This is a genomic window from Aerococcaceae bacterium zg-252, assembly GCA_016237705.1.
GTDB classification, from domain to species: Bacteria; Bacillota; Bacilli; order Lactobacillales; family Aerococcaceae; genus Globicatella; species Globicatella yangjingiae.
This window is the reverse complement of record CP066204.1, coordinates 1,610,001-1,623,654: the sequence shown is the minus strand read 5'-3', so window position 1 is coordinate 1,623,654 and position 13,654 is coordinate 1,610,001. Positions and strand designations below refer to the sequence as shown.

11 protein-coding genes and 2 rRNA genes (1 of these 13 running past the window's edge) are annotated in these 13,654 nt (G+C 38.3%); 10 read left to right on the top strand and 3 right to left on the bottom strand.

The annotated features are described in order from the left end of the window. The first annotated feature begins 71 nt into the window (after positions 1 to 71). The 5 genes from JDW14_07535 (at position 72) to JDW14_07515 (ending at position 6,132) form a co-directional block, all read left to right on the top strand. Positions 72 to 584 (top strand): HD domain-containing protein, encoded by a 513-nt coding sequence (locus JDW14_07535; protein QQD65143.1) that lies wholly within the window; start codon positions 72 to 74, stop codon positions 582 to 584. A 216-nt stretch (positions 585 to 800) separates the two neighbouring features. Continuing rightward, entirely contained in the window at positions 801 to 2,147 is a 1,347-nt protein-coding gene (locus JDW14_07530; protein ID QQD65142.1) for a D-serine ammonia-lyase, read from the top strand. 212 nt (positions 2,148 to 2,359) lie between these two features. Then, positions 2,360 to 2,968 carry a 30S ribosomal protein S4 gene (rpsD, locus tag JDW14_07525; protein QQD65141.1) on the top strand — a complete coding sequence of 203 codons (609 nt, stop codon included), beginning with the start codon at positions 2,360 to 2,362 and terminating at the stop codon, positions 2,966 to 2,968. Positions 2,969 to 3,175: 207 nt separating this feature from the next. Next, positions 3,176 to 5,365, top strand: coding sequence for an RNA-binding transcriptional accessory protein (locus JDW14_07520; GenBank protein QQD65140.1), 2,190 nt, complete (start codon positions 3,176 to 3,178; stop codon positions 5,363 to 5,365). A gap of 26 nt (positions 5,366 to 5,391) precedes the next feature. Then, positions 5,392 to 6,132 carry a serine/threonine protein phosphatase gene (locus JDW14_07515; protein ID QQD65139.1) on the top strand — a complete coding sequence of 247 codons (741 nt, stop codon included), beginning with the start codon at positions 5,392 to 5,394 and terminating at the stop codon, positions 6,130 to 6,132. A 118-nt stretch (positions 6,133 to 6,250) separates the two neighbouring features. Here JDW14_07515 and JDW14_07510 read toward each other — a convergent pair whose 3' ends face one another. From JDW14_07510 to JDW14_07500, 3 genes are all read right to left on the bottom strand, one after another. Beyond that, entirely contained in the window at positions 6,251 to 6,739 is a 489-nt protein-coding gene (locus tag JDW14_07510; GenBank protein QQD65138.1) for a phosphatidylglycerophosphatase A, read from the bottom strand. A gap of 92 nt (positions 6,740 to 6,831) precedes the next feature. Further along, a complete protein-coding gene (locus tag JDW14_07505; GenBank protein ID QQD66532.1) occupies positions 6,832 to 7,836 on the bottom strand; it encodes an NAD(P)/FAD-dependent oxidoreductase in 1,005 nt (334 codons plus the stop codon). 1 nt (position 7,837) lies between these two features. After that, the gene (locus JDW14_07500) at positions 7,838 to 8,323 is read right to left on the bottom strand and encodes a divergent PAP2 family protein (GenBank protein QQD65137.1); all 486 of its coding nucleotides are present in this window, start codon (positions 8,321 to 8,323) and stop codon (positions 7,838 to 7,840) included. 282 nt (positions 8,324 to 8,605) lie between these two features. Here JDW14_07500 and JDW14_07495 point away from each other — a divergent pair, with 282 nt between their 5' ends. The 5 genes from JDW14_07495 to JDW14_07475 form a co-directional block, all read left to right on the top strand. Beyond that, the gene (locus JDW14_07495; protein QQD66531.1) at positions 8,606 to 9,184 is read left to right on the top strand and encodes a peptidylprolyl isomerase; all 579 of its coding nucleotides are present in this window, start codon (positions 8,606 to 8,608) and stop codon (positions 9,182 to 9,184) included. Positions 9,185 to 9,209: 25 nt separating this feature from the next. Then, positions 9,210 to 9,614, top strand: coding sequence for a S1 RNA-binding domain-containing protein (locus JDW14_07490; protein QQD65136.1), 405 nt, complete (start codon positions 9,210 to 9,212; stop codon positions 9,612 to 9,614). A gap of 5 nt (positions 9,615 to 9,619) precedes the next feature. Further along, on the top strand, positions 9,620 to 10,963 hold the full coding sequence (locus JDW14_07485; protein ID QQD65135.1) for a glucose-6-phosphate isomerase: 1,344 nt from the start codon (positions 9,620 to 9,622) through the stop codon (positions 10,961 to 10,963). Between the two features lie 406 nt (positions 10,964 to 11,369). After that, positions 11,370 to 12,918, top strand: a 16S ribosomal RNA gene (locus JDW14_07480). A 199-nt stretch (positions 12,919 to 13,117) separates the two neighbouring features. Continuing rightward, positions 13,118 to 13,654 (top strand): 23S ribosomal RNA (locus JDW14_07475); it runs 2,352 nt beyond the window's last position. The 16S and 23S rRNA genes sit together here, the layout of an rRNA operon.

Here is a 13,654-nt window from a genome sequence, read left to right as displayed (position 1 = left end):
AAATATTCAAAGAAACCTCAAGTGTTTACGGTAAAATAGATAATAAATTGGAATGCACAAGAGGTGATGAAATGAGCAAAGATTGGCAACAAAATCAAGAGTACATTGATTTAATTGCAGATTTATTGGAAACGAATGAAGTACAGCGTCTTGAAACTTTTGTTCATCATAAAGTAACTAATCGCTTAGCACATTCCATTTCAGTGTCATACCGCAGTTATTTATGGGCAAAACGTTTAAATTTGGATACTCGAGCAGTGGCACGTGCAGGGCTTTTACATGATTTGTTTTTCTATGAAGGTGCTAATAAACATTTGATAGGTGGTAAAGGTCATAATTGGGAGCATCCACGTATTGCACTAAAGAATGCCTTGGAGTTAACAGAATTGACAGATTTGGAGCAAGATATAATTGTTAAACATATGTTTGGGGCGACTTTATCTCCACCGAAATATCCAGAAAGTTTAATTGTTAGTTTAATGGATAAGCAAAGTGCGATTAGTGAATTGTGGATTGGAGCAAGAACTTATACGAATAATGTTTATCGTCGATATTTTAAAAAAGTGACCACATTTTTATTATAGAGATTTAAAATGAGTTTGACTGAATGGGTAAGTTGTTCAGTTGAATTCATTTTTTTATATGAAAATGAGAATTTAGATAGAATTTGCCTAATTATCCCAATTGATAGTGAAAATCTGATACAATGACTGGTGGCAATAAAAATATTAGGGAAGTACGCACAGGTAAATAAAATATCAGTGCTGAGTTCAAAATATTATGATATTGGAGGGTATCTTGTGAAAAATCAATCACGTTTAAAGTGGACGGATAAAGTAAAATATTTAAATGATGTAATGCAAATGAAATCGGTGTTTTGGGTTAATGAGGCGAAACTACCATTTAATGAGGCTTCAAAACAAGCGGCTTATTCAAAAGCACATGTAGATGATGCTGAGGCACGTTTGGCACGCTTTGCACCATTTATCGCAAAAGTATTTCCAGAAACGGCAGAAAACAATGGTTTAATTGAATCAGAACTTACAAAAATTGAGCAAATTAAAGAACATCTTGAAACTTATTATAATACTCAAATTCAAGGCGATTTGTATTTAAAACGTGATGATACCTTACCAATTGCAGGGACAATTAAAGCTCGTGGTGCTATTTATGAAGTATTAAAACACGCGGAAACATTAGCGATTGAAAATGGTTTATTAACTGGATTTGAAGATGATTATACAAAATTTGCTAGTGATGAATTTAAACAATTTTTCAGCGATTATAAAGTAGTTGTTGGGACAACAGGTAACTTAGGTATTAGTGTTGGTGTAATGGGTGCGAAATTAGGATTTGAAGCAACTGTTCACATGTCAATTGAGGCAAAACAATGGAAAAAAGATTTATTGCGTTCACGTGGGGTAACGGTAATTGAGCATAATACGAATTTTACCGAAGCTGTACGCAATGGACGTCAACAATCTGATGCAGACCCGAAATCATATTTTGTTGATGATGAGCATTCAGTTGAATTGTTCTTAGGTTATACCGTTGCTGCTAATCGATTAAAACGTCAATTAGATGATTTAGGTATCATTGTTGATGCTGAACATCCACTATTCGTTTATTCACCTTGTGGAATTGGTGGTAGCCCTGGTGGAACTGCATTTGGTTTGAAACAAGTATACGGTGATAATGTTCATTGTTTCTTTGCACAACCAGTGCACATGCCGTCAATGCTCATCGGACAAATTACTGAATCATTTGACGAAGTTTCGATTGCTGATTTTGATGTTGACGGTAAAACCGGTATGGATGGACTAGCTGTACCACGTACATCAGGATTTGTAGCTGAATTGATGAAAGATTTCTTTGACGGTGGTTATACATTGCAAGAAGAAGAAGCCTATCATTTCTTAGCGCAGATGATTGATTTAGAAAATATTCGCTTAGAACCAGCTGCAGTGGCAGGGGTACCAGGAGCTGCAAGAATTTTTAGCACTCCGGAAGGGCAACATTATATTGAGTCAAGAGGATTAGCAGATAAAATGAATCAAGCAACTCATATTGCTTGGGCGACTGGCGGTAGTATGGTGCCAGAAGAAGATATGGAGATTTTTTATCAATTAGGTAAAAATAAGGCATAAGTACTTGATTAAGTGCGTAATTATGTGTTAAAATAACGTTTGTGTAAAATAATGCAGCGTAAAAAAAGAAAGCGCGTCAACAGTTCAACCCTTTTAGGTCAATGAGTAACTTGCGGCTGCAAAAAGCGAAAATTGAAGTTGAAATGCACGCATTCGGTTTTTTAAAGGATTATTTTACTCCAAAAAACAACCAATATTGGAGGAAAAGAATTATGTCAAGATATACAGGACCATCTTGGAGATTATCACGTCGTTTAGGAATTTCATTAACTGAAACAGGTAAAGAATTATCAAAACGTAACTATGCACCAGGACAACACGGTAACCAACGTAAAAAATTATCTGAGTACGGTGCTCAATTACAAGAAAAACAAAAATTACGTCATATGTATGGTATGACTGAACGTCAATTCTCAACTTTATATAAAAAAGCTGGTAAAATCCGTGAAGGTAAACATGGTGAAAACTTCATGGCTTTATTAGAAACTCGTTTAGACAACTTAGTTTACCGTTTAGGTTTTGCTGCTACTCGTCGTCAAGCTCGTCAATTAGTAAACCACGGTCACGTTACTGTTGATGGAAAACGTGTTGATATTCCATCATACTTAGTAACTCCTGGTCAAGTTATCGGCTTGAAAGAGTCTTCTCGTGAGTTAGCAATCGTTAAAGAAAACTTAGAAAGCACAGTATCTCGTTTAGAATTCGTTTCTTACGATGCAGATAAATTCGAAGGTACTTTAACTCGTTTACCACAACGTGCTGAATTAAATGCTGAAATCGATGAAGCATTAGTCGTAGAATACTACAACAAATTAGGTTAATCATATATGCCCTAAAACCCTATTACGATAAGGTTTTAGGGTGTTTTTTCTGCTTTGATAAGCAAATGATAAGTAATGCTAAAAGTTGATGTAATTTGTAAATTTTTGTGCCATGTTTTCTTTGGTTTGAATGCGTTGATGATTATATCAACCGATTTACCCTATTTTATGGTATACTGCTAATAGAATAATTTTGAAGGAGTTATTATGTCAGATACAGTTTTTTATACGCAAATAAGTAAAGAAACATCTATTTCAGTAGAGCAGGTTAAAGCGACCTTGAAATTATTAGCAGAAGGGAGTACGATTCCCTTTATTGCTCGTTACCGAAAAGAAGTGACAGGGTCATTAGATGAAGTGCAGATTCATACAATTGAGCAGCGTTTTAGTTACTTACAAAATTTAGCTGAACGTAAAGCTGAAGTGGTTCGTTTGATTGGTGAGCAAGATAAATTAACCGACGAATTAGCACAATTAATTGAGCAAGCTCAAACATTACAACAAGTGGAAGACTTATACCGTCCTTACAAGCAAAAACGTCGCACGAAAGCGATGATTGCGATTGAACAAGGGTTAGAGCCTTTTGCTAAGTGGTTACTTACGAATACTGAAAAGCAACCAATTGCTGATAAGGCAGCTGAATTTATTACAGAAGAAGTTGCGGATATTGATGCAGTAATGGCGGGTGCACATGAGATTATTGCACAATGGGTATCGGATAATGCGGAATATCGTGAATTTATTCGTAAATATAGCCGCTACAACGCATTGTTAGTAACAAAGTTGAAAGATGAAACGTTGGATACGCAAGGTGTCTACCAACTATATTACGATTTCAGTGAAAAAATTGAAAAAGTACGTGAGCATAGTATTTTAGCGATTAATCGTGCAGAAAAAGAAGGAGTGCTATCGGTAGCAGTACACGTTGATGAAGCACCTGTTTTACGCTATATTCAACAACGATTTATCGAACAAGTATTGTCTCACGAACAAAGAGCATTGGTAGAAGTATCCATTTCAGATGCTTATAAACGATTTATCGCACCAGCGATTGAACGTGAATTACGCAATGAAGCAACTGAGCGTGCTGATTTACAGGCGATTGCTGTATTCGGCGAAAATTTACGGAATTTATTATTGACAGCCCCATTAAAAGGGCAAGTTATCATGGGATTTGACCCAGCATATCGAACAGGGTGTAAATTGGCGATTATTAACGAAACTGGGGCGGTGTTAGATAAGGCTGTTATCTATCCACATATTGGGCATAAAGGTAGTGATGATAAAGCTGGTCAACAGGCAAGGTGGGATAAAGCACGCAAACCATTTGTAGAATTAATTGAAAAACATCAAGTGACATTAATTGCGATTGGAAATGGAACGGCAAGTCGTGAGTCAGAACAATTTGTTAGTGACGTGATTAAAACTTTATCAAGACCAGTGCATTACTTAGTAGTCAGTGAAGCAGGGGCATCAGTTTATAGTGCTAGCGAAATAGCACGACAAGAATTTCCAGATTGGGAAGCATCTGAAAGAAGTGCTGTCAGCATTGCACGTCGTGTTCAAGACCCATTAGCTGAATTAATTAAAATTGATCCAAAATCAATGGGAGTCGGTCAATATCAACATGATGTTGCACAAAAAGCATTGACTGAACAATTAGATTTCGTAGTCAATGTAGCCGTTAACCAAGTGGGTGTTGATATTAACACTGCAAGTGTTCCGTTATTGCAGCACGTTTCGGGATTAACGAAAACAACGGCACAAAATGTTATTGCTCTACGTGAAGAATTAGGAAGTTTTACTTCAAGACGGCAAGTAAAAGATGTCAAACGTTTAGGGCCTAAAACGTATGAACAAGCGATTGGATTTTTGCGTGTAGTCGGTGGCGATAATCCATTAGACCAAACCAATATTCACCCAGAAAGTTATGATGTAGCTCAAAAATTATTGAAATCACTAGATTTAGAAGTAGCTGAAATTGGTTCTGAAAAAGTCAATGATGTCTTAAATATCGTGAATGTGGTAGAAGTAGCTGAGCAATTATCAGTCGGAGTAGAAACATTAAAAGATATTATTTCTGGTTTGAAAAATCCAACAGCAGATATTCGTGACGGTCAGGTGACCCCAATTTTACGCAGTGATGTGCTGTCAATGGAGGATTTAACGATTGGAATGGAAATGGAAGGTGTCGTGCGTAATGTTGTTGATTTTGGAGCCTTTGTTGACATTGGTGTTAAACAAGACGGCTTAATTCATATTTCAAAACTGGGACAAAAACGTAAAGTGAATCATCCAAGTGAAGTGCTATCGGTGGGAGATATTGTAGATGTTGAAGTAATTAAGTTAGAATTAGATAAGCAACGGATTGGTTTGCAATTGAAAAAAATCCATTAAACAATCAAACAAGAATGGGGATTATTATGAAAGAATGTGCATTTGTCATTGGAGATATCCACGGTATGGCTGACATGCTGGAGCAGTTGTTGCAAGAATGGGATCAAGAAAATGAACAACTTATTTTTGTTGGGGATTTAATTGACCGTGGTCCGAAAATTAAACGAACATTAGAATTAGCAATTGGATTGCAAGAAAACCAAGGGGCTAACATTATTCGTGGTAATCATGAAGCGATGTTGTTGGAGTTTTTGACGGAAGCTGAACGGTATTGGTCACGATACCAACGAAATGGTGGTATGACAACATTGTCAGAGTTGACCGGAGAAACAGCTGAGAGATTAAGTGAATTATCGCTTGGAGAATTCGTAACTTTAGTAAAAGAGCGTCAACCATGGGTAGAACCCTGGCTCCATTCGTTGCCGTATTATATTGAGTTTGGCAATTGGGTGATTGTGCATGCTGGTGTTGATTTGAAAATTGAGAATTGGAAAGAATCTGAACCAACTCGTTTTTATTGGATACGTGATGATTTCCATAAAGCAGATAATTTAACTGGAAGAAAATTTTTGTTTGGTCATACACCATTACCGTATCTTAATGGTAGTACGAGTGATTTAACTATTTGGGAACATCAAGATAAACTCGGAATTGACGGTGGTGCTGTTTATGGTGGTGATTTAATCGGTTTGCATATTCATCGTGACGGTAGTATTTTGAGTGAGTCACGTGTAAAGGGACCGGGAGAGTTTAAAGACGAAGATTAAAGTTTTGATTTTATGAGATAAAAGAGTAGGGTATTAAGTTGGAAGTGTAAACTTAATACCCAAATTTGTTATTGTTTTGATTTCTGTGCTATTTTTGGCCGATAATTCATTGATATTACTATCCTTTTGGTTGTGAATGAGCGATACGACTTGCAGCAGCAGCTGCTAAAGCACCGATTATGTCGTCAATAAATGTATTGCAGTGTGCACCTTTGGCAGAATCTAAGCGACCGATAATACCCGGTTTTGTTTTATCGACAAAGCCAAAATTAGTCATGCCAATTGAGCCGTAGACATTGACAATTGATAGCACAAGAATTTCGTCAATTCCGTATAATCCCTCATCACGCATTAATAAATCACATAATATAGGTGAAAAATGGTTTTGTTCGGCTGCAATATCAATTTCAATACCAGTGATAACAGCATTTTGTACTTCTCTCTTGCGTAATACAGCATGGACATTTTCTTCGCAATGTTCAATTGTTAGTTCAGGTACGTATTTTTCTTGTAACTCAAATACGATTTCAGCGATATCACGAATTGTAACACCACGTTGTTCTAATAATTCATACGCTCTTTTTTCTAGTTTTAATAAGTTAGTCATGTTTATTCTCCTTCTATTATTTTAACGAGCTGAAATGATAGTCACTCCAGCTCGTTATCATATGTTATTTTAGTTTATTTGGCATGCTTGTGCTATTGTTGTTCAAATAGACTGGTACTGTGTAAATGTTGTCGTTTACTAGTTGGGTCAAAATAAGCAACTGCATTGCCTACGGCAGTAGGCCCTTCACCAAATCCGGTTGCGATAATATCAATTTTCCCCTCATAAGTCGCAATATCACCAATAGCAAAAATGCCGGGGATATTTGTTTCGTAATGATTGGACACCGGAATTTTATTACCTTGTGTTATAATACCCCATTCTTTAATATTGCCAATACTTGATGAAAAGCCATAGCTAACAATAAAATGGTCAGCAGGCAATTGTAATATTGAATCTCCACGTACTTCGGATACTTCAATCGCAGAAAGTTGGTGATTATCGCCAATGATTTTAGTTGGGATATATGGTGTTAGAACATTGACTGATGATTTTTCTAATAAGGATACACTATGTTCCATGGCACGAAATTGTGGACGGCGGTGTAAAAGCGTAACAGATTTGGCGATTGTTTCTAACATTAATGACCAGTCGACAGCCGAATCGCCACCACCACAAATAACCACATCTTTATTTTCAAATTGAGATAAATTATTGACATAATAGTGTAAATTTTGTCCCTCATATAGACTTGCCTCAGGTAGATTTAACCGTCTTGGGCTAAAAGCGCCGTTGCCAATAGCGATAATGACTGATTTAGAGTAGTGAATACCTTTTTGAGTAGTGATTTCAAATACATCTTCTGAATTTTTTTGAATATTTGTTACTTTTTCACCCAAGGCAATCGTAGTTTCAAAGCGTTCTAATTGTTGTGCAAGATTTTGTGTCAGTTCCACACCTGTAATTGAGGGGAATCCAGGTATATCATAAATATTTTTTTCTGGATATAAATGAGCAGGCTGCCCACCTAAACTTTCTAAACTTTCAATAATTTTTACTTTTACTTGACGCATTTCTGCATAAAAGGCGGTGTAAAGCCCAACGGGCCCGCCGCCAATAATAGTAATATCATATAATTCCAAATTAATACCTCCGATATTATTGTAGTTCGAGTGCTAGTCCAAAAAGACGGTATAAGATAATCGCTAAAATAATGCCAGTAATTACTCCTCCGATGACTTCACTTGGCTTATGTCCTAAGTATTTTTTTATAATCATTGATTTATATTCGTCAATGCCATAATCTCCGATTGAATGGTTTGCATCATTTTTTAAAAAATCTTTTGCTAATTGATCTAAGATTAAACCTTGTTCACCACTTTGACGTCGTACACCCATGGAATCGAACATAATAATTACACCAAAAACTGTTGCAATCGCAACATAAGGGGAGCGAATTCCATATTGTAAGATTAAAGCAGTAATTAGCGAACTAGTAGCAGCAGAATGTGAACTAGGCATACCACCTGTTGAAGTGACAATATCGATATTCGCTTTTGATTTATTAAAGATTTTAGCAATAGGATACTTAATTAGTTGCGTGAAAATAATTGCAACTAATGCTGTTATAAGTGGAAAGTTCATGTATATAGGTCTCCTAATCATTGATATAACGGAATCAAGCGTACAGTATTAATAACATTTCGCTAGAGATACTTCTCTATCATATCAAAAAAAATAAGGAATAACTATTAAAAAATTTTGAAACTTTCAATAAAGTAAGGTAAGATAATAAAGGATTGAAAAATAGAGTTAGGTGTAAGTGAATCGTAAAGAATCCTGCTTTCTAGGTGTTTACCATGAATTGTAGGCTTACTAAAATTTTTATTCCTAACTTTGATAATAACAAAAGGAGGCGAACAATTGATGTTCCCACAACTAAACGTTGAACAATTAGAAACAAATGTAGTTATGCATACAACAAAGGGTGATATTGAATTGGTGTTATTTAAAGAACAAGCACCGAAGACAGTAGAAAACTTTGTTGAATTAGCTAAAAAAGGTTACTATGACGGTATCATTTTTCACCGTGTTATCAAAGATTTTATGATTCAAGGCGGTGACCCAACTGGGACTGGTATGGGTGGCGAGAGTATTTATGGTGAATCTTTTGAAGATGAATTTTCACGTGAATTATTCAATATTCGTGGTGCACTTTCAATGGCTAATGCTGGCCCAAATACTAATGGTAGTCAATTTTTCATTGTAACAAGCAGTATGGTGCCGACACAAATGTTAGGTCAAATGAAAGGTTTAGGGTTTCCAGAGGAAATTATTACAGCCTACGCAGAAAATGGTGGTACACCATGGTTAGACCAACGTCATACTGTGTTTGGACATGTAAAAGCAGGATTTGAAAATGTGTTAGCAATTGAACAAGTGGAAACAGGAGCCCAAGATAAGCCAGTAGAACCTGTTGTAATTACAGGGATTACAGTGAAGTAGCATCTATATAAGTGAGGTGCTTACTATGTCAGAATTTAAAATAGGGGACATTATTGAAGGGGAAGTTACCGGAGTTCAAAATTATGGTGTGTTTGTTGGGTTATCAAAAGAGGTACAAGGATTAATTCATATATCCGAGTGCCGACATGGTTATGTGACGGACTTTGATCATCAATTTAAAATTGGCCAAAAAGTGAAAGTTATCATTGTAGATATTGATGAGTACACTGGTAAAATCAGTTTATCAATGCGTGCCTTAAATAAATTAAACACACCACCATTTCCAGCTAGACCTAAAAAAAGACGAAAACGCTATACGCCGTCAATCGGATTTGCGACCATGGAGAAAAAATTACCTCACTGGATAAATGAAGCAATCGAAAATATTGAAATTGATCGTTATAATCAAAATAAGAAGAAAGAAGGATAATTGAAATGACACATATTAAATTTGATCATTCAAAAGTATCGCAGTATGTTAGTGAACATGAATTAACACAGTTACAAACACAAGTAACTGCATTAGATAAAATGTTACGTGAAAAAACAGGGGCAGGAAGTGATTTTACCGACTGGGTAGACTGGCCAAAAGCATACGATAAAGATGAATTTTCACGTATTAAAGCTGCAGCAGAAAAAATTAAAGCTGATTCAGATGTTTTAGTAGTAATTGGTATCGGTGGCTCTTATTTAGGGGCACGTGCTGCCATTGATTTCTTAAATCATACATTCTATAACTTAAAAGCTGGTCATAAAGGAATGCCACAAATTTTATTTGCAGGTAATAGCATTTCTTCAACGTACTTACACGACTTATTAGAAATAATTGGTAACCGTGATTTTTCAATCAATATTATTTCTAAATCAGGTACAACCACAGAACCAGCGATTGCGTTTCGTGTGTTAAAAGAAAAATTAATCGAAAAATATGGTGAAGCAGAAGCGATTAAACGTATTTATGCAACAACCGATAAAGCTCGTGGGGCGTTAAAACAAGAAGCAGATGCGGCTGGATACGAAACATTTGTAATCCCAGACGGAATTGGCGGACGTTTTACAGTATTAACTGCTGTTGGTTTATTACCGATTGCTGTATCAGGAGCAGATGTTGATCGTTTAATGCAAGGGGCAGCAGACGCTATGGACGCATATAGTTCAGCTGATTTAGCAGAAAACGAAGCGTACCAATACGCAGTTATTCGTAATATTTTACATCGCAAAGGGAAAGATATTGAAATTCTTGTTAACTATGAACCAGGATTACAATATTTTAGTGAATGGTGGAAACAATTATTTGGCGAATCAGAAGGAAAAGATTACAAAGGCATTTATCCGTCAAGTGCAAACTTTTCAACTGATTTACATTCAGTAGGTCAAACAATCCAAGAAGGTAAACGTAATATTTTTGAAACTGTTATTAAAGTTGAAAAACCAAGACATGATATAGCTATTCCTAAAATGGCAGAAAACTTAGACGGTTTACAATATTTAGAAGGCCAGACAGTTGATTTTGTCAATACTAAGGCTTACCAAGGTACATTATTAGCCCATACAGACGGACAAGTGCCAAACTTATTGGTAACAATTCCTGCAATGGATGAATATTCATTGGGTCATTTAATCTACTTCTTTGAAATTGCAGTAGCGATTTCAGGATACTTAAATGGTGTTAATCCATTTGACCAACCAGGTGTAGAAGCATATAAGAAAAATATGTTCGCATTATTAGGTAAAAAAGGATTTGAAGACTTAGCAAAAGAATTAAACGAACGTTTATAATAAAATTATAGAGCCAAAACTCCTAAGAAAAATAAGATTCTTAGGGGTTTTCTTTATATGTAACAGTCAAAATCTAACAAAAAATTAAAAAACTTTCAAAAAAAGTATTGACTGACAACGTAAAGGATGATAGTATAAGGGAGTTCTCAGGAGAGAACACGAACGAGCGAAAAAAGTTTCAAAAAATCTAAAAAAAGATGTTGACAAACTTAAAAGCTTGGAGTAATATATAGGAGTTGTCACAAGCGACAACAAAAGCTCATTGAAAACTAAACAAAGAACAAACCAAGAATGTGTAGGGGATAGCAATAGCTATCACAACCCGAATAATAAATTCGAGACAGAGGGACACCTCTTAAAAGATGTAAGCTAGTAAATAGTAAGAGTCAAAGAAGACTCATGAAACTTTCATGAGAGTTTGATCCTGGCTCAGGACGAACGCTGGCGGCGTGCCTAATACATGCAAGTCGAACGAACGGAGACGGAAGCTTGCTTTCGTCGAAGTGAGTGGCGCACGGGTGAGTAACACGTGGGAAACCTACCCTTCAGCGGGGGATAACAGTCGGAAACGACTGCTAATACCGCATAGGACTTTCTGCCGCATGGTGGGAAGAGGAAAGGCGCTAAGGCGTCACTGAAGGATGGTCCCGCGGTGCATTAGCTAGTTGGTAAGGTAGCGGCTTACCAAGGCGATGATGCATAGCCGACCTGAGAGGGTGATCGGCCACATTGGGACTGAGACACGGCCCAAACTCCTACGGGAGGCAGCAGTAGGGAATCTTCCGCAATGGACGCAAGTCTGACGGAGCAACGCCGCGTGTGTGAAGAAGGTTTTCGGATCGTAAAGCACTGTTGTTAGAGAAGAACGGTTGTAAGAGGGAATGCTTACAAAGTGACGGTATCTAACCAGAAAGCCACGGCTAACTACGTGCCAGCAGCCGCGGTAATACGTAGGTGGCAAGCGTTGTCCGGATTTATTGGGCGTAAAGGGAGTGCAGGCGGTTAATTAAGTCTGATGTGAAAGCCCACGGCTCAACCGTGGAGGGTCATTGGAAACTGGTTAACTTGAGTGCAGAAGAGGCAAGTGGAATTCCATGTGTAGCGGTGAAATGCGTAGATATATGGAGGAACACCAGTGGCGAAGGCGACTTGCTGGTCTGTAACTGACGCTGAGGCTCGAAAGCGTGGGGAGCAAACAGGATTAGATACCCTGGTAGTCCACGCCGTAAACGATGAGTGCTAAGTGTTGGAGGGTTTCCACCCTTCAGTGCTGGAGTTAACGCAATAAGCACTCCGCCTGGGGAGTACGGCCGCAAGGCTGAAACTCAAAGGAATTGACGGGGACCCGCACAAGCGGTGGAGCATGTGGTTTAATTCGAAGCAACGCGAAGAACCTTACCAGGTCTTGACATAGGATGCATAACCTAGAGATAGGTGAAGTCTTTCGAGACATCCATACAGGTGGTGCATGGTTGTCGTCAGCTCGTGTCGTGAGATGTTGGGTTAAGTCCCGCAACGAGCGCAACCCTTATCACTAGTTGCCAGCAATAAGATGGGGACTCTAGTGAGACTGCCGGTGACAAACCGGAGGAAGGTGGGGATGACGTCAAATCATCATGCCCCTTATGACCTGGGCTACACACGTGCTACAATGGATGGTACAACGAGCAGCGAACTCGCGAGGGTAAGCGAATCTCTAAAAGCCATTCTCAGTTCGGATTGTAGTCTGCAACTCGACTACATGAAGCCGGAATCGCTAGTAATCGCGGATCAGCACGCCGCGGTGAATACGTTCCCGGGTCTTGTACACACCGCCCGTCACACCACGAGAGTTTGTAACACCCGAAGCCGGTGGCCTAACCGAAAGGAGGGAGCCGTCGAAGGTGGGATAGATGATTGGGGTGAAGTCGTAACAAGGTAGCCGTATCGGAAGGTGCGGCTGGATCACCTCCTTTCTAAGGAGTAATGGAACTACCATTCTTGAGACTTTGTTTAGTTTTGAGTGAGCATTCACTCAACAAGCACATTGAAAACTGAATAACCGAAAACAAACAAATTTATACAAAGCATATAAATTAAACCGAGAAATCAAACCGAGTTAACAAAGAGTTAACAAGAAAGTTATCTGAGAGGATAACGAGCGCAAAAATAAGTGGTTAAGTAACAAAGGGCGCACGGTGGATGCCTTGGCACTAGGAGCCGAAGAAGGACGTGACGAACGACGAAATGCGTTGGGGAGCTGTAAGTAAGCTATGATCCAGCGATATCCGAATGGGGGAACCCACTACGAGTAGAAACGTAGTACGCGAAAGCGAGGTAGACGCAGAGAACTGAAACATCTAAGTACCTGCAGGAAGAGAAAGAAAAATCGATTCCCGGAGTAGCGGCGAGCGAAATGGGAAGAGCCCAAACCAATGTGCATGCACATTGGGGTTGTAGGACTGCAACGTGGGAGTGAGATTGATAGAAGAATGACATGGGAAGGTCAGCCAAAGAGAGTGAGAGCCTCGTATTCGAAATTGATTGAACCTCTAGCAGAATCCTGAGTACGGCGGGACACGAGGAATCCCGTCGGAATCCGCCAGGACCATCTGGCAAGGCTAAATACTACCTAGTGACCGATAGTGAACCAGTACCGTGAGGGAAAGGTGAAAAGGACCCCGGGAGGGGAGTGAAAGAGTACCTGAAACC

Coding starts and splice junctions, on each gene's coding strand:
- JDW14_07535 (QQD65143.1), top strand. CDS start 72: ATGAGCAAAGATTGGCAACAAAATCAAGAGTACATTGATTTAATTGCA.
- rpsD (QQD65141.1), top strand. CDS start 2,360: ATGTCAAGATATACAGGACCATCTTGGAGATTATCACGTCGTTTAGGA.
- JDW14_07520 (QQD65140.1), top strand. CDS start 3,176: ATGTCAGATACAGTTTTTTATACGCAAATAAGTAAAGAAACATCTATT.
- JDW14_07515 (QQD65139.1), top strand. CDS start 5,392: ATGAAAGAATGTGCATTTGTCATTGGAGATATCCACGGTATGGCTGAC.
- JDW14_07510 (QQD65138.1), bottom strand. CDS start 6,739: ATGACTAACTTATTAAAACTAGAAAAAAGAGCGTATGAATTATTAGAA.
- JDW14_07500 (QQD65137.1), bottom strand. CDS start 8,323: ATGAACTTTCCACTTATAACAGCATTAGTTGCAATTATTTTCACGCAA.
- JDW14_07495 (QQD66531.1), top strand. CDS start 8,606: ATGTTCCCACAACTAAACGTTGAACAATTAGAAACAAATGTAGTTATG.
- JDW14_07490 (QQD65136.1), top strand. CDS start 9,210: ATGTCAGAATTTAAAATAGGGGACATTATTGAAGGGGAAGTTACCGGA.
- JDW14_07485 (QQD65135.1), top strand. CDS start 9,620: ATGACACATATTAAATTTGATCATTCAAAAGTATCGCAGTATGTTAGT.